We start from the raw sequence: 14,753 nt of genomic DNA, 5'->3' as shown, positions 1-14,753 counted from the left end.
GCGGACGAGGGCAATCATCGCCGTGCGATTCGCTGAAGCGAGGAAGACCAAAGGCCGGGGCACGCCCGGCCTTCCGAAGCGCATCGCAGCGCCGAAATCAGAACCCGAACACGACGTTCACGCCGCCGTAGCTGGCGTTGACCTTCTCCTGGTTCGAGATGTCGTAGCGCCAACCGCCCACCTTGAGCGATTCCGGCTCGTACTCCTCGATACCAATTCGGGCGTTGACCCAGCCTTGCTTCGTGATCCGGTAGCCCGCCTCGATCACATAGCCCACGGCGTTCTTGTAGTCGACCGTCTCCGTCGCAGCGCCGTCGCGCTTGAGTTCCGCGCTGATGCTATTCACGAAGCGCAGGCCGGCGCCGAAACGCCACTTGTCGACACCGGTGTAGTAGCCCATCAGCTCGAAGGGCACGCGCGAGAAGGTGGCATCGCCGTTCTTGGCGCTGGCGTAATCGGAATGGTAGTTCAGCGTAGCCTGCACCGAGATCGGCATGTTCGTCGGCGCCCACAGCGCGCCAGCGCCGATGCTGAAGAGGTTGCCGGCACGCAGTTCGGTGGAACTGCCATCGGTGTAGGTGATGGTGGCGATCTCGTCGCCGCCGTACGTGAGGCCACCGGTCAGCGCGAAGAAGACGGAGCGGCCTTCATCGGCCTGGGCACTCAGGGTGCAAAAACAGGCCGCAACGGCGGCCAACAGCATTTTCTTGTTCATCTTGGGTCGGGTCGTTGTGCTCGCGAACCATCGCGGCGAGCTGCGCGAGCGCTCATCCGGCTTGGCGGGCGCGGGCGGATTCTGCCGTGTGTCCTGCCCATCGCGTGGCCCATTCCGTCACGCCAAGTCATGGTGATGTGCCGCGATTGATCCTGCGCAAGCGGGCTTGCGCGTAGGGCCGCGACGGGACATACCCGCCGCAGAGTGTGAAGTAGCCTCGCGCGGCAAACGGGCCATCCGCGGACAATGCCGGCGAAACACTGCGCTGCCTGCAAGCGCACCGAGGCCGCAGCCGATCTGCCGAACCGATCATGAGCCATACACCACATGCTTTCCGGAGAACTGCGTGATGCCTGCGCTGAGTGTGAAAACCCGCTGGGTGCTGGGCCTGCTGGCCGTGACCGCGCTGCTCGCCAAACCCGCCTACGACTACCACCTCGCTCGCCAGGCGCGGGCCGCGGCGCAGGCACGGTATGCCGCGGACAAGGCGGAGTTTCAGCGTTTGTGCCGCGAGGTTGCCGGTTACAAGTTCTATCGAAAGGCTGAGAACGTTGAGGGGATTCTGCTCTTGAAGGTACGTCGCGATGGTGACTGGCAGGATCTTATGGCGCCGGGGGCTGCCTTTGCGCTGGAGGGCACTGATGAGAGCTACATATCCAGCTTTCTCTATAACCGCGATCCAATCACGACGGCGGGCGATAACAGTTACTTCGTCGACGGCGGCCAAGCGGCATCGTCTATCTCCGGCTTCAAATATGTCGAAGTCGTCGATGAGAGAAATGGCGAGCGGGTTCACTACACGCCACGCTGGGACGAACCGTGGCAGTACGACAAGTCCTACTTAAAGGGCTACATCAAGTTCTGGCTTGATAAGAGCCCTCCGCTAGACCCCCCCCGCTATGCGGTGACCTTCGAAGACCACGTCGTCCCTGAAGAGCGGGCGCGCGGCTTGGCCAGCAGCACCGTCAAGGTGATCGATACGCAGACCAATGAAGTGATGGCCGAGATGCTCCGCTATGCCTGGAGCCCGCCAGGCGCGTTCTCAAGGAGCGCCACTCCTTGGCTATCAGCGTACAAGTGCCCAGGCGTTGGGCATGGGTCAAGTACGGCAACTCGTCAATTTGTCGACCGCGTGCTCGTTCCCCCGGGTGCGACTGCACCCCCTCCGCCCAAGTAGTGAAGGGGCGTAGATTGGGTTGAGCGTAGCGAAGCCCAAGGGTTGGCTTGAGCGCGGGTTGCGGCGGCTGGCGATTCGCGTGGTCGCGTTGCAAGCGTGCGTTGGCCGGGGTCCCGCCCCCGGCGGGCGTGTTACTTCTTTTGCTTCGTCAAAAGAAGTAACCAAGAAAAGACGACCCGGCGTTCGCGGCCCTGCGGGCTGCCCTCACTGCGGTATCGCCCGTCGGCCGGCCTCGCGAACTCGGCGCTTCGCGCCTCAAACAGCGAGTCCGGACTACCCCGCCGGCCGACACCTCCGTTCGGCGCTCTCGACGGGACCCAAAGTCAAAACCATCAGCGGCGCGACGCTTGGGCGTTGTTCGTAGCCTGGATGAAGCACGGCGGAATCCGGGGTGGGTGCATTCATCCGTTCCACCGGAACTACGAATACGTCGCAGCGGTTGATCGCCGACGCTTTTCAATCCCCCTCTGAAACGCCGAGCAGCGCAGAAGCATCGGGTTCCGACATGCGAAGCATGGCGGTGGCGAGGACTGTTTGAGCTCCGAGCGCAGCGAGGGCGAGTTCCGCAGCCACCCGATGCTTCGAGCAGCGCAGGGCACCCCTTGCGCAGCAAGGGGCGTTGAAGCGGGGCGATTTTCTTTGGGTACTTTCTTTGTTCGCACAAAGAAAGTACCCCGGCCGCCGGGCCGGGACCCGGCTTCAGCGGGACGGCCGGCGCAAATGGGCCACGCCAATCGCGAGCCCAATCGTTGGGTTTCGCGTAGCTCAGCACCAACCTACGCCCCACTCCCCGTCCAAGCCACAAAACAAAAGAGCCCGCACTCAGCGGGCTCCTTCCACAACGCACACGACCGTCGCAACGGCCGCAACCAAAGCCTTACTTCAAGGCCGCCAGCGCCGCCTCATAGTTCGGCTCGTTCTTGATTTCGCTGACGAGCTCGCTGTGCAGCACCTTGTTGTCGGCATCCAGCACGACCACCGCACGGGCGGTGACACCGGCGAGCGGGCCACTGGCGATGTCCACGCCGTAGGCCTGCTTGAAGGCCTCGCCACCGCGCATGGTCGACAGCGTCATCACGTTCTTCAGGCCTTCGACTTCGCAGAAGCGCTTGGCGGCGAAGGGCAGGTCGGCGGAGATGACCAGCACGACGGTGTTGTCGAGCGACGAGGCCTTCTCGTTGAACTTGCGGGTCGAGACTGCGCAGGTCGGCGTATCGAGCGAGGGCACGATGTTCAGCACCTTGCGCTTGCCGGCGAACTCGGCGAGGCCATGGTTGGCGAGGTCGGCGCCGACCAGCGCGAACTCGGCGGCGGTGCTGCCGGGGGCCGGGAAGGTGCCGGCGACATCGATCGGGTTACCGCCCAGAGTGACTGTGCTCATGGTGTTGCTCCTGTCAGGGTTGAGGGTGGTGTTGCGGGCGCCATCTGTCGGGCGCCTCGGGTTCTCTGTTTGTACGCGTTTCGCGTGACAAGTTCGCGAGCCTACACCGAATCGGCCGCAGATTCGGCCACCGTGCGTTCGCCCGTCTGCAGGCGCCACAACGCGGCGTACTGGCCGCCGAGCGCGAGCAGCGCGTCGTGCGTGCCCTGCTCGACGATGCGGCCCTGCTCCATCACATAGATGGTGTCGGCGTGCCGCACGGTGGACAGCCGGTGCGCGATGATCAGGCTGGTGCGGTTGCGGGTGACGCGTTCAAGCGAGCGCTGAATCGCAGCCTCGGTCTCGTTGTCGACCGCGCTGGTGGCTTCGTCCAGCACCAGGATCGGCGGGTTCTTCAGAATCGCGCGGGCCAGCGCGATGCGCTGCCGCTGGCCGCCGGAGAGCTTCTGCCCGCGCTCGCCGACCGGCGTGTCGTAGCCCTGCGGCATCTGGGCGATGAACTCGTGCGCTTCAGCCGCCACTGCGGCGGCGACAATGTCGTCCCGCTTGGCCGTTGGCAGACCGTAGGCAATGTTGTCGGCGACGGTCGCATCGGCGAGGAAGCTGTCTTGCGCGACATAGCCGATCGCGCGGCGCAGGTCTTGCAGGTTGGCCTCGCCGATGGCGGTGTCGTCGAGCAGGATGCGGCCACGCTGCGGTTCGATGAAGCGCAGCAGCAGCTTCACCAGCGTGCTCTTGCCGCTGCCGGTGCTGCCGACGAAGGCAACGGTGTGGCCGGCCGGCACCGTCAGCGAGATGCCCTGCAGCGTGGGCTGTTCGCCGTAGGCGAAGTGCACCGCGTCGAAGGTCAGCGCGCCCTTCACCGAACCGGCCGGCAGGTGACGGCCCTCGTAGGGAATCGCAAGCGGCGTGTCGATCAGGTTCATGACCCGTTCGATCGAAGCCATCGAGCGCTGGTACAGATCGGTCATGTCCGCCAGCCGGGTCAGTGGCCAGAGTAGGCGCTGCGTCAGGTACACCAGCACCGAGTAGCTGCCGACACCCAACTCGCCGTTCAGCGTCAGGAAGCCGCCGTAAAGCAGCGTCACCGTAAAGCCGGCGAGGATCGCCATGCGGATCACCGGCGTAATTGCGGCGGAGAGGCGGATTGCCTCGGCATTGCGCACCCGGTAGGCGTCGGAGCCCTGGCGCACATGCTCGGCCTCGTAGGCTTCCGCGGTGTAGGCCTTGATCGTGGCGATACCGAGCAGGTTGTTCGACAGTCGTGACGCGAGCGTGCCGGCCGCCTCGCGCACACCGGCATAGCGCGGCGCAAGCCGGCCCTGGAACCAGAAGGCGCCGTAGAGGATCACCGGCACCGGGATCAGCGACAGGAAGGCGAGTTTGGCGGTAAGCGCGAAGAACACCGCGCCCACCATCAGCGACGAACAGAACACCTGGATCAGGTCGTTCGCGCCGCCGTTGAGGAAGCGCTCCATCTGGTTGATGTCGTCGCCGAGGATGGACATCAGGTTGCCGGTGCGCTGGCGCTCGAAGAAGCCCATCTCCAGCCGCTGCACATGCTGGTAGGCCTGCTGGCGCAGGTCGTGCTGCAGGTTCTGCGCGAGGGTGCGCCACTTCACGTCGTAGAGGTACTGGAAGAACGATTCGCCGACCCAGATCAGCGCGGTGACCGCGGCCAGCAGCACCAGTTGGTCCTTCGGCTCATGCACGCCGACGCGTGCGAGGAAAGAGTCCTTACGATTGACGACTACATCAACCGCAACACCGATCAGCACCTCCGGCAGCACATCAAAGAACTTGTTGAGCACCGAGTACAGCGAGGCGAGCCAGACGTCGCGACGGTAGGCGCGCGCGTGGCCAAGCAGCCGGGCAAGCGGGTGCTGCGCAGTCATGACGGATCCCCCTTCGGTGGCTCGGACGCGCCTGACGAGGCGGTGGCTGCGCTGTCCGGCAAGCCCAGCACCCGCGCCAGCGGCTCGCCAATGCGCTGCCAGGCTTCGATGTTGCGCGCGCTGGCAGCGAGCGCCTGCTTCACGGTGGGCCGCTCGTCATCCGTCAGATGCGCCGCCGCATAGGCGTCGATCTCGGCCGCAAGGGCTGCATCGCGTGCGCCGTCCAACGGACTGCTGACGATGTAACGGCGGGCCCAGGTGGAGGCGCGCGCAAACAGTGTGTCGATATGCGCCTGAGTGAAGGCCCACACCTGCCGTGCATGGCCGTGCTCAGCCAGCCACCCCGCGAGGCTGTCGCGCACCGCGCGCGGCAGGGCATCTTCGAGGCTCAGGGCCAGCACCTTTTCCGCCGCCTCGGGCGTCGGTGCATATGCGAGCGCGTTGCCGTAAGCCCATTCGAGGCCGGTATCGCGGTTCTCCCGGCTGCGTGCAAGCAGGGCGTCGAATTCGGCTGGCGTTGCGTGGGCGGCGAACACCTGCAGCAAACCCACATAACGATCGCGCGACACATTTGGCTCGGCGCGCGCGAATTGCTGGCGCGCCAGCCCGATCACGCCAACATCGCCCGCCAAGCCGCGCAAGGTTTCCACGTCGGCAATCAAGATCGCGAACGCGGGTTGCTCCTGCTGATCGGTCGGCAGCGCCGCCAGCCGCTCGCCCACCGGCGCCAGCCAGCCACGCACACGAGCATCCCAAGCGGCCGCGTGTGGCGTGTTGCGTGCGAACCCGCGTACCGCACGCATCACAGCAATCGCGCTGCTCCAGGTTTGCGGCGTATCGGACACCGGCAGCGCGTCGAGCATCGCAACGACCGTATCGATCCGCACGTCGCCGGTTTGCGCGAGCGCCCAGGCATCGCCCAGCAGGCGTGCGCGCTGCTCCGAACTGAGTTGCGGGAAGCGCGCCAGCAAGGCGTGCAGGCTGTTGTCATCCCAAGCAAGGCGCCACAGATCGAAGGGCGAAGGCTCGACACTACGCATCGTGCGGCAGGCGGGGCCGGTGACGACCTGCGGTGCGCTGCCCAGCTCGATGCGCTCGCGAGCAGCGCCATCCTGCGCCGCCAACTGCAGCGGCAGCGGCCATTGCTCGTCCGCCCCGGCAATCGCGCCGAAACCATAGCGCTGTTGGCGCAGGCTGATCTGTTCCTGCCCCTGCTCACAGGTGCGGCTGGCGAACACCGTCGGGTGGCCGGGGCGAGTCGTCCACGCCTGCGCGAAGGCCGCAACCGGTTTTCCGCTGCGCTTGGCGAGTGCGTCCCATAGGTCCGCGCCCGTTGCGTTGCTGTAGGCATGCTTGCCAAGGTAGCTGCGGATGCCATCGCGCAGACCCTGCTCACCCAGGTACTGCTCGATCAGGCCGATCACCATGTGGCCCTTGTTGTAGGTGGTCGCATCGAAGGAATCGAAGGCTGCGCGATCGCTGGCAACGGCGCGCGCGATCGGCTTCGCCGTGGGCAGCGCATCATCCAGCATGGCCTTGTCGCGCTCGTGCCCGAGGTTATCGAGTGCGCGCCACGCCGGATTGAGCTCCCGCGCGGCCTTCACGCCCATCCATTCGGCAAAGGCTTCGTTGAGCCACAGATCGTCCCACCAGGCCATCGTCACCAGGTTGCCGAACCACTGATGCGCGATCTCGTGCGCGATCGTGGTGAAGCTGCCTTCCCGCTGGCGGAAACCGGCGCGGTCGGGATCCATCACGAGCAGGGACTCGCCATAGGTGATCAGCCCCCAGTTCTCCATCGCGCCCCGCTTTCCGGGTACCGCCAGCTGATCGAGTTTGGGCAACGGATAGCGGATGCCGAACCACTGGTGGTAGTAGTCAAGCACCTGCCAGGTGGCGGCCATCGCGTAGCCGGTTTGCTGGCTGAGGCCTTCAGTCGTCCAGATCGCCAGTTCGATGCCGTCGTGCGTGGCGCGGGCCGCCTCGAATTCGCCCACGGCGAGCGCGACCAGATACGACGCCATCTTCGGCGTCGGCATGAAGCGCACTTCCTTGCGGCCGTCGGGCAGACTGCGTTCGCTCGCCTGCGGCATGTTGCCCAACACGGTGAAGCGGGCCGGGGTGCGCACACCGATGTCGAAGCGGGCGCGGAAGACGGGCTCATCGAACAGCGGCATCATTCGGCGCGTGCCGATCGGCTCCATGTCCGTCGCGAGCATCCGCTTTTCGACGCCGTCCGGGGTGCGGTAGCGCGCCACGTACAACCCCTCGCCGTTCTCTTCGATACGGCCCTGCCAGCTCAGGCCCAGCGTGTGGCGCCCTGGCTCCAGCCTGCGCGGCAGCCGGATCGTGATGGTCTGCGCCTGGGCGTCCGCCTCGACGGGCATGGCCTGCGCGACGCCGTCCAGCGCGTCCGCGCGCACCGTCAGTGCGTCGGCGTGCAAGACGATCTCGCGTGTGGCGCGGCGCAGGTCGAAGCGGATTGTCTGGCGGCCGGAGAAGCTGTCGGCGTAAGGATCGGCGTCCAGCTCGACGCGATAGTCGACCGGCACCACGCTGCGCGAGAGCGCGCCCGGCACCTGATCGAGTTTGAAGGCATATGCCGCGCCGGCACACAGCGTCAGGCTCAGGCCGAGAAGGCTGCCGCCAAGTCTGCGCAGGAACATCGTTGTCTCCATCGGGTGCGCTGGCAGGGGGCCAAGCGCCGAGGGCGACAGTTTAGGGCCAGACGCAGCGCTTGCCGGCTAGTGCAGCGCGACGCCGCCCAGCAAGGAGGCCGGCACCCGCACAGCGCAGTCGACAACCGGGACGGTGACTCACGGCTGCCGGGTGCGGCCCGCGAAATTCGTCACGCTTGGCGCGACGCAATCTTTGACAAGCACCTTTGTGCAAAACCCGGACAATTGCATCCATCCCCTTTAATGCGCCCGAGGTCTGGATGTCCGCAACGCTCCCCCTTCCCTGTGCAGGACGCTGCCGGCACTTTGCGCCGGAAAGCTCGCATTGCCACCTGCACGGCAAGGGTATCGAAGCGCCGTTCGAGCAGCGCTGCGATCACCACGAGGTGATGGAGTCGTTCTCGGTAAGTAGCAATCTTTCGCTGCTCGACGGCCTCGATCTGGACCGGGGCTGACCCCGGCCAGGCAATCAGATCGCGTCCGGATCGAAGGACATGCCGGCGCCGGGTTCCAGCGCCTCCCACACGATGTTTTCTTCAAACGCGACGTGCGCGGTCAATGCCGCGGCAAACGCACGCACGCCTTCCACCGTAGGTGTGGCCAGCGCATCGGCGAGTTCGCGCAGGCGCTCGTGATCGCGCCGCGTGCGCTCAGCCAGCTCGGTTCGCCCTGCCGCCTCCAGGCGCGGCAGCACATGTTTTTCTTCTTCCTCGAAATGCGCCGAGAGTTCGCGCTCGAACGTATCGCGAATCCGCTGCGCAACTGCCGGCAGCGCAGACGGGTCTTCCGGCGTGAGGGCCCGCACCGCGAGTGCGAGCTTGAGCGCCGAAGCGTGTTCGTGAGAAAGATGGATCAGGCGAGGGCTGCGTGTCATGTGTGGTTCTGGCCTAGCGGTTCGGAAGCCCCGTCTGCTTGGACGGGAAAATGGCAGATTCGCATTTAACGGCAAAGTTCTGCACCAAGGATTGAGGCGGATCAAAGCGCGCCGATCGCCGCCAAGGCAGGCATGTTGCTTGCACGGTACCCTCCGAACGCCTACCCTTGCCCGCTTTGCCCGGTACGGCAAGCCCGGACACACGCCGGACGCCCTTGACCGCTGCGCAGCCCAACCGGGCAGCGCGATACCGGGATGCGCCCCATTCAGGAGCCCAGAAACGATGCACATGCCCCAACGGCTTGCATGCTTGATTAGCGCTGCAGCCGCGCTATCCGGCGCGATCGGCGCATTCGCGGCCGAGGTGCCGCCGGGCACCAAACTCCATCCGGTGCAGGAGATCGTGCGCGGCAACGCCACCGAACCCGCAACCTTGGACCCCAACAAGTCCGAAGGGCGACCAGAGTCCAGCCTGGCGCTGGAAATGTTCGAGGGTTTGGTCAGCCTGGATACCAACGGGAAGGTGATCCCCGGCGTGGCGCAGAAGTGGGAAAGCCTCCAGAACGGACAGGCCTGGCGCTTCACGCTCAGAAGCAATGCCAAATGGTCCGACGGCAGCCCCGTGACCGCACACGACTTCGAATACTCGTTCAAGCGTATGGTCGATCCGAAGACCGCGTCGCAATACGCCTGGTACCTCGGCAAGGCGAGCAACATCAAGAACGGCACCGCAATCGTCGAGGGCAAGGTACCGCCATCCGAACTCGGCGTAAAAGCGCTCGACGACCACCACTTGCTGATCTCACTCGAGCAACCCGTCTCTTATCTGGTCGCGACCCTCGCACACGGAAGCCTGATGCCCGTGCCGCTCAAGGTCATAGAGAAGCACGGCGACAAGTGGACAGACCCCGGTGTCATGATTTCAAACGGCGCCTACAAACTCGCCGAGCGGGTCGTCAACGAGCGGATCGTGATGGTGCGCAACCCGCACTACTGGAACAACGCGAAGACGGTAATTGACAAGGTCACCTTCCTGCCGATCGTTAACCAGTCGGCCGAGTACCAGCGCTATCGCGCCAACGGCATGGACATGACCGCCGACGGCGGAGTACCGCCAGAGCAACTGAAACAGATCCGCCGCGAGATTCCGAACGAGCTCGTGACTTGGCCGCAACTGGGCACGTACTTCTACGCATTCAACCTGCGCAAGAAACCCTTCGATGATGTGCGGGTGCGCAAGGCACTATCGCTCGCGCTGCAGCGCGAAGTCATCGCACAAAAGCTTGTCGGTACCGGCGAGACGCCCGCCTACAGCTTCACGCCTGAGACAGCTGAAGGCTACGTACCTGTAGTCCACGAGTGGCAACGCTGGACACAAGCCCAGCGCGAAGACGAAGCACGCCGACTGCTAGCCGAGGCCGGATTCACCAAGACACGACCGCTGCGCTTCGAGCTGCTCTACAACACGAACGAGAACCATAAGAAGATCGCGCTTGCCGCGGCATGGATGTGGCGGCGCATCGGGCCGGTCGAAGTGGTACTGGTGAATCAGGAATGGAAGAGCTTTCTTGATTCGCGCAGCCGCGGAGAGTTCGAGGTATCGCGTTTCGCGTGGATTGCCGACTACAACGAACCTTCCACAATGCTGGATCTGTTCCACTCCAAGCACGGCAGCAACGACAGTAAGTACAACAATCCTCGCTACGACGCGATCATGGAGCAGGCCAAAGTAACCGCCGATGCGGACGCCCGTGCGCGGCTGTACCAGAACGCCGAGCGCATCCTTGCGCAGGACTTTCCTACGGCCAATGTGTACCACTACAGCGTGCGCCACCTGATCAAACCATGGGTCAAGGGCTACGGCCACAACCCGGAGGGCCGCATCCTCACGCGCGACCTCTACATCCTCGCGCACTGAAGCCGCCCATGCTCAAGTTCATCCTCCGCCGCCTGCTGCTTGAAGCCTTGCCAACCCTGCTGGTGCTGGTGACGGTCACCTTCTTCCTGATCCGCCTGGCGCCCGGCGGCCCGTTCTCGTCGGAGGCGAACATGCCGCCCGAGGTGATGGCTGCCATCGCGGCCAAGTACCGACTCGACCAGCCCGCCTGGCAGCAGTACCTCGGTTACCTCGCCGACCTGGCGCGCGGCGACTTCGGCCCCTCGTTCAAGTACAAGGACTTCACTGTCAACGATCTGGTGTGGGCCGCCGCGCCAGTGAGCTTCCGCCTGGGCTTGATGGCCTTCGTCGTCGCGGTCGTGGTCGGCATTGCAGCGGGTGTGACCGCCGCGCTGCGGCAGAACAGTTGGGTCGATTATTCGGTGATGGGGATTGCGATGATCGGCGTAGTGCTGCCGAACTTCGTGCTCGCGCCGGTGCTGGCGCTGGTCTTCGCAATCGGCCTCAAGTGGTTGCCCGCCGGCGGCTGGGAGGGCGGCAAGCTGATCTACGTGGTGCTGCCGGTGGCGGTGCTGTGCCAGCACTACATCTCGGTAATCGCCCGCATCACCCGCGGCAGCATGATCGAAGTGCTCGGCAGCCCCTTCATCCGCACGGCACGCGCCAAAGGCCTGCCGGCGGGCTACATCCTGCGCCGGCATGCGCTGCGCCCGGCGCTGCTGCCGGTGATCTCCTACCTCGGCCCCGCCTTCGTCGGCATCATCACCGGCTCGGTGGTGGTCGAGACCTTCTTCGGCATCCCCGGCATCGGACAGCTCTTCGTCAACGGCGCACTGAACCGGGACTACCCGATGGTGCTCGGGCTGACGATCCTGATTGGTACGCTGACGATCTTCTTCAACGCGGTGGTCGACATCCTGTACGGCTTCATCGACCCGCGCATCCGCATCCACTGAAGGGCCGACGATGCATTCGCCTTCCCACGCGCCGTCGGCGCCCACCTTGGTCGAACGCCTCGCGCGACCGCTGCCGCCGCTACCCGGGCTCGACGACACCCTGTCGCAAAGCATCCGGGGTCGCAGCCTGTGGGCCGATGCCCGCCGACGCTTCCTGCGCAACCGCGCAGCGCTCGCGAGCCTGGTGATCCTCACCGTGATCGTGCTGCTGTGTGCCTTTGGCGCCTTGCCGTCGCCGCACGCCTTTGACGAGCCGGATTTCGACAACATGCACGTCGCCCCCGCCACCGACACCGCACACTGGTTCGGCACCGACAACCTGGGGCGCGACCTCTATGTACGCACCCTGCTCGGCGGCCGCATCTCGCTGATGGTCGGCGCCCTCGGCGCGCTGGTCGCTGTGCTGATCGGCACGCTCTACGGCGCGACCGCCGGTTTCCTGGGCGGCAAGACCGATAGCGTGATGATGCGCTTCCTCGAGATTCTCGCCAGCTTCCCGGTGATGTTCCTGGTAATCCTGCTGATGACCTTCTTCGGTCGCGAGTTGTGGCTGATCTTCCTCGCGATCGGCGCGGTCAGCTGGCTGGACATGGCGCGCATCGTGCGCGGCCAGACCCTGTCGCTCAAGCGCAAGGAATTCGTCGAGGCGGCGCGAGTCTGCGGCGTGTCGCGCTGGGGCATCATCACCCGGCACATCGTGCCCAACGTGCTGGGCATCGTAGCGGTGTATGCCACGCTGCTGGTGCCCTCGATGATCCTGTTCGAGAGCTTCCTCTCGTACCTCGGGCTTGGCGTGCAGGAGCCGATGACCTCATGGGGCGCACTGCTCGAACAGGGCGCCAAGTCGATCGAGGCCGCGCCCTGGGAGCTGGGCTTCCCGGCCGCTTTCCTCGTCACCACGCTGTTCTGCTTCAACTTCATTGGCGACGGCCTGCGCGACGCGCTGGATCCGAAGGACCGCTGATATGGACCACACCCACGCTCCGTCCCGTTCGCTGCCCCCCGAGGGGGCGCTCGGCGGCTTCGGGCGGCCGCGCGCCGCCGGTGCCCTGCTCGACGTCCGCAACCTGAACGTCCGCTTCGCCACGCCGGAAGGCGAGGTCGCCGCGGTTAATGACCTCTCGTTCTCGCTGCAGGAAGGCGAATCGCTGGGTATCGTCGGCGAGTCCGGCTCCGGCAAAAGCCAGACTGCGTTTGCGCTGATGGGCCTGCTCGCGAGGAACGGGCTCGCCACCGGTGAAGTGCTCTACGGCGGCGCCAATCTGCTCGCGCTCTCGGAAGCCGAATTGAACACCCGCCGCGGGGCCGAGATCGCAATGATCTACCAGGACCCGATGACCGCGTTGAACCCCTACCTGACGGTCGGCGACCAACTCACCGAGGTACTGCGCTTCCACAAGGGGCTGGACCGCAAGGCCGCATTGGCGGAATCGGCGCGCATGCTGGATGCGGTGAAGATTGCAGAGTCGAAGAAGCGTCTGACCATGTACCCGCACGAGTTCTCTGGCGGTATGCGCCAGCGGGTCGTGATCGCGATGGCGCTGCTGTGCCGGCCGAAACTGCTGATCGCGGACGAACCGACCACCGCGCTCGACGTCACGGTGCAGGCGCAGATCCTGCGGCTGCTTCAGGATCTGCGGCGCGACTTCCGCACTGCAGTGATCATGATCACGCACGATCTGGGCGTGGTTGCCGGGGTCTGCGACCAGGTGCTGGTGATGTACGCCGGCCGCGTGATGGAACAGGGCCCGGCGGAAGCGCTGTTCGCGCAGCCCAGTCACCCCTACACGATGGGTCTGCTGCATGCGGTACCGCGGATGGATCACCAACACGGCAGTGACCGTCTCGCGACCATCCCCGGCAACCCGCCCAACCTGCTCGCGCTGCCGCCCGGTTGCCCGTTTGCGCCACGCTGTGTTGAACGCGACACCGCCTGCCTCGCCCCTGCCCCCCTCACCGCCTTTGGTGAGGGCCGTCGTCGTGCCTGCCATCGGCCACTCGAACAGCTTCGCTACACCGATGCCACCGCAGCACCCGCAGCCGATAGCGCGCAAGCCAACGATCGGAGGATCGCACCGTGAGCGCGCCCCTGCTTGAAGTTCACGACCTGCAAGTCCAATTCCAAGTCGGGCGAGAGGGCTTGCTGCCTTGGTCAGCACCGCGGCTGCTGCGGGCGGTCAACGGCGTGAGCTTTACCCTGAACGCCGGGGAAACACTGGGCATCGTCGGTGAGTCCGGCTGCGGCAAGAGTTCGCTCGCACGGGCACTGATCGGCCTTAACCGGATCGCAGGCGGCAGCGTGAAGCTGGCCGGGCGCGAGCTCGCTGGGTTGCCCGAAGCCGACTGGCAGCCGCTGCGCGCCGACCTGCAGATGATCTTTCAGGACCCGCTGTCTTCGCTGAACCCGCGTATGACCATCGGCGACATCATCGGCGAGCCCCTGCGCACGCTGCGCCCGGGCATCGGTGCGCAGGCGGTGAACGCTGAAGTGGAGCGCGTGATGGCGCGCGTCGGCCTGCAACCCAACGTGATCAACCGCTACCCGCATGAATTCTCGGGCGGCCAGTGCCAACGCGTCGGCATCGCGCGTGCGCTGATCGTCAAGCCGAAGCTGATCATCTGCGACGAACCGGTGTCGGCGCTGGATGTGTCGATCCAGGCCCAGGTCATCAACCTGCTGATGGATCTGCAGCAGGAAGACGGCCTCGCACTGGTCTTCATCGCCCACGACCTGGCGGTGGTGCGTCACATCTCAAACCGCGTGCTGGTGATGTATCTCGGCCGCGCGATGGAGATGGCCGATGCCGACGCGCTGTTCCGCGCACCAGCCCATCCCTATACCCGCGCTCTGCTCTCCGCTGTCCCGATCCCGGACCCGGCACGCGAGCGCAGCAAGGCAGTGCAGATCCTCGAGGGCGACCTGCCAAGCCCGATTGCGCCGCCCTCTGGCTGCGTGTTCCGCACCCGCTGCCCGCTCGCCATCGAAGCCTGTAGCGCAGCGATACCGCCTCTGACCGCCCAGGGCGGCAGCACCCATGCGGTCGCCTGCACGCGCGCACCGCTTGAGCCGGCAGGCTGATCAGTCGGCGGCCTCACGCAATTTTCATCAAGTCATGACGCCCATTGCCAACCGTACCGACCCGGGCTGCGGCATCGCAATATGAAACAGGGCCCACGGCG

12 protein-coding genes are annotated in these 14,753 nt (G+C 65.4%); 7 read left to right on the top strand and 5 right to left on the bottom strand.

All coding sequences use genetic code 11. From position 1 onward, the window contains the following. Positions 1-97: 97 nt before the first annotated feature. Positions 98-715, bottom strand: a complete 618-nt coding sequence (locus JY500_RS02955; RefSeq protein WP_206255026.1) for an outer membrane beta-barrel protein — start codon at positions 713-715, stop codon at positions 98-100. 349 nt (positions 716-1,064) lie between these two features. On the opposite strand from JY500_RS02955, the gene JY500_RS02950 reads away from it, so the two are divergent. Then, positions 1,065-1,892: a hypothetical protein gene (locus JY500_RS02950; protein ID WP_206255025.1), complete on the top strand. Its 828-nt coding sequence runs from the start codon at positions 1,065-1,067 to the stop codon at positions 1,890-1,892. 877 nt (positions 1,893-2,769) lie between these two features. Here JY500_RS02950 and tpx read toward each other — a convergent pair. The 3 genes from tpx to JY500_RS02935 all read right to left on the bottom strand — a co-directional run bounded on the left by tpx (position 2,770) and on the right by JY500_RS02935 (position 7,834). Continuing rightward, a complete protein-coding gene (gene tpx / locus JY500_RS02945; RefSeq protein ID WP_172201034.1) occupies positions 2,770-3,273 on the bottom strand; it encodes a thiol peroxidase in 504 nt (167 codons plus the stop codon). 101 nt (positions 3,274-3,374) lie between these two features. After that, positions 3,375-5,168 carry an ABC transporter ATP-binding protein gene (locus tag JY500_RS02940; protein ID WP_206255024.1) on the bottom strand — a complete coding sequence of 598 codons (1,794 nt, stop codon included), beginning with the start codon at positions 5,166-5,168 and terminating at the stop codon, positions 3,375-3,377. Next, positions 5,165-7,834: a M1 family metallopeptidase gene (locus JY500_RS02935; RefSeq protein WP_206255023.1), complete on the bottom strand. Its 2,670-nt coding sequence runs from the start codon at positions 7,832-7,834 to the stop codon at positions 5,165-5,167. Before JY500_RS02935 ends, JY500_RS02940 begins: the two co-directional genes overlap by 4 nt. Positions 7,835-8,106: 272 nt before the next feature. Here JY500_RS02935 and JY500_RS02930 point away from each other — a divergent pair, with 272 nt between their 5' ends. Continuing rightward, a complete protein-coding gene (locus JY500_RS02930) occupies positions 8,107-8,301 on the top strand; it encodes a hypothetical protein (protein ID WP_172201042.1) in 195 nt (64 codons plus the stop codon). 14 nt (positions 8,302-8,315) lie between these two features. On the opposite strand, the gene JY500_RS02925 is transcribed toward JY500_RS02930, so the two are convergent. Continuing rightward, positions 8,316-8,720 (bottom strand): hemerythrin domain-containing protein, encoded by a 405-nt coding sequence (locus JY500_RS02925; RefSeq protein ID WP_172201044.1) that lies wholly within the window; start codon positions 8,718-8,720, stop codon positions 8,316-8,318. 283 nt (positions 8,721-9,003) lie between these two features. Between JY500_RS02925 and JY500_RS02920 the strand changes: the two genes are divergently transcribed. From JY500_RS02920 to JY500_RS02900, 5 genes are read left to right on the top strand one after another with little or no spacing between them, the layout of a single operon-like run. Beyond that, a complete protein-coding gene (locus tag JY500_RS02920; protein WP_206255022.1) occupies positions 9,004-10,638 on the top strand; it encodes a peptide ABC transporter substrate-binding protein in 1,635 nt (544 codons plus the stop codon). 8 nt (positions 10,639-10,646) lie between these two features. Then, the gene (gene oppB, locus JY500_RS02915; protein ID WP_172201046.1) at positions 10,647-11,573 is read left to right on the top strand and encodes an oligopeptide ABC transporter permease OppB; all 927 of its coding nucleotides are present in this window, start codon (positions 10,647-10,649) and stop codon (positions 11,571-11,573) included. Positions 11,574-11,583: 10 nt separating this feature from the next. Further along, complete coding sequence (gene oppC / locus JY500_RS02910; protein ID WP_183634779.1) at positions 11,584-12,537, top strand: oligopeptide ABC transporter permease OppC; 954 nt, start codon at positions 11,584-11,586, stop codon at positions 12,535-12,537. A gap of 1 nt (position 12,538) precedes the next feature. After that, positions 12,539-13,654 carry an oligopeptide/dipeptide ABC transporter ATP-binding protein gene (locus JY500_RS02905; RefSeq protein ID WP_206255021.1) on the top strand — a complete coding sequence of 372 codons (1,116 nt, stop codon included), beginning with the start codon at positions 12,539-12,541 and terminating at the stop codon, positions 13,652-13,654. Beyond that, entirely contained in the window at positions 13,651-14,652 is a 1,002-nt protein-coding gene (locus JY500_RS02900) for an oligopeptide/dipeptide ABC transporter ATP-binding protein (RefSeq protein ID WP_206255020.1), read from the top strand. Before JY500_RS02905 ends, JY500_RS02900 begins: the two co-directional genes overlap by 4 nt. The last annotated feature ends 101 nt before the right edge of the window (positions 14,653-14,753 follow it).

Source organism: Niveibacterium microcysteis, assembly GCF_017161445.1.
Lineage (GTDB): Bacteria > Pseudomonadota > Gammaproteobacteria > Burkholderiales > Rhodocyclaceae > Niveibacterium > Niveibacterium microcysteis.
Note: the sequence above shows the minus strand (reverse complement) of the source record. Positions and strands in the feature narration are given on the sequence as shown.

Excerpts from the sequence above, each read along its gene's own strand:
- JY500_RS02955 (WP_206255026.1), bottom strand. The coding sequence starts at position 715 with ATGAACAAGAAAATGCTGTTGGCCGCCGTTGCGGCCTGTTTTTGCACC.
- JY500_RS02925 (WP_172201044.1), bottom strand. The coding sequence starts at position 8,720 with ATGACACGCAGCCCTCGCCTGATCCATCTTTCTCACGAACACGCTTCG.
- JY500_RS02935 (WP_206255023.1), bottom strand. The coding sequence starts at position 7,834 with ATGTTCCTGCGCAGACTTGGCGGCAGCCTTCTCGGCCTGAGCCTGACG.
- JY500_RS02940 (WP_206255024.1), bottom strand. The coding sequence starts at position 5,168 with ATGACTGCGCAGCACCCGCTTGCCCGGCTGCTTGGCCACGCGCGCGCC.
- JY500_RS02920 (WP_206255022.1), top strand. The coding sequence starts at position 9,004 with ATGCACATGCCCCAACGGCTTGCATGCTTGATTAGCGCTGCAGCCGCG.
- oppB (WP_172201046.1), top strand. The coding sequence starts at position 10,647 with ATGCTCAAGTTCATCCTCCGCCGCCTGCTGCTTGAAGCCTTGCCAACC.
- tpx (WP_172201034.1), bottom strand. The coding sequence starts at position 3,273 with ATGAGCACAGTCACTCTGGGCGGTAACCCGATCGATGTCGCCGGCACC.
- JY500_RS02930 (WP_172201042.1), top strand. The coding sequence starts at position 8,107 with ATGTCCGCAACGCTCCCCCTTCCCTGTGCAGGACGCTGCCGGCACTTT.
- JY500_RS02950 (WP_206255025.1), top strand. The coding sequence starts at position 1,065 with ATGCCTGCGCTGAGTGTGAAAACCCGCTGGGTGCTGGGCCTGCTGGCC.
- oppC (WP_183634779.1), top strand. The coding sequence starts at position 11,584 with ATGCATTCGCCTTCCCACGCGCCGTCGGCGCCCACCTTGGTCGAACGC.
- JY500_RS02905 (WP_206255021.1), top strand. The coding sequence starts at position 12,539 with ATGGACCACACCCACGCTCCGTCCCGTTCGCTGCCCCCCGAGGGGGCG.